General features: G+C 63.9%; 1 protein-coding gene and 1 rRNA gene. One reads left to right on the top strand and one right to left on the bottom strand.

Translation table 11 applies throughout. The features are described 5' to 3' along the window. Positions 1 to 102: ribosomal RNA gene (gene rrf, locus VG556_RS22350) — 5S ribosomal RNA — on the top strand; the annotation flags it as partial. A gap of 122 nt (positions 103 to 224) precedes the next feature. On the opposite strand, the gene VG556_RS22345 is transcribed toward rrf, so the two are convergent. Continuing rightward, a partial coding sequence (locus VG556_RS22345) for a transposase (RefSeq protein ID WP_336324871.1) occupies positions 225 to 562 on the bottom strand: 338 nt, incomplete at its 5' end.

Genomic DNA, 562 nt, shown 5'->3' with positions numbered 1-562 from the left:
GCGCTGTGGAACCACCCGATCCCATCCCGAACTCGGAAGTGAAACGCAGCTGCGCCGATGGTAGTGTGGCTCAAGCCATGCGAGAGTAGGTCATCGCCAGGGTTTACACCCAAAACCCCGCTGCTCATGCAGCGGGGTTTTTCTTTGTGCGCAGGAAACCCCGGTAGCGCCGGCCGCTGGCCGGCAACCCGATGGCGTTGCATTGCCCGGTAGCAACTGTCTTGTCAGGGGCAGCCGAGGGCCACCTCGGCGTCTCGCTTACGGGCGTTGAGGATCACCAGCATTTTGCGCATGACCGCCACGAGCGCCACCTTGCTCGCTTTGCCCTTGGCCTTCAGGCCAGCGTAAAACGCGCGCAGTCTTGGCTCGTACCGGATGGCCGTCAGGGCCGCCATGTAAAGGGCTTCGCGTACCACCGCGCGCCCACCACTGATCCGCCGTTGGCCCTGCCAGGTGCCACTTTCGCGGTTCATCGGGGCCAGCCCCACCAGCGACGCTATGGCTTTGCTTCCCAAGCTGCCCAGTTCGGGCAACTCGCTGGCCAGTGTGCTGATCAGGATGG

The sequence above is a fragment of the Stenotrophomonas sp. CASM106 genome, assembly GCF_049384825.1.
Classification (GTDB): Bacteria; Pseudomonadota; Gammaproteobacteria; order Xanthomonadales; family Xanthomonadaceae; genus Stenotrophomonas; species Stenotrophomonas muris.
Note: the sequence above shows the minus strand (reverse complement) of the source record. Positions and strands in the feature narration are given on the sequence as shown.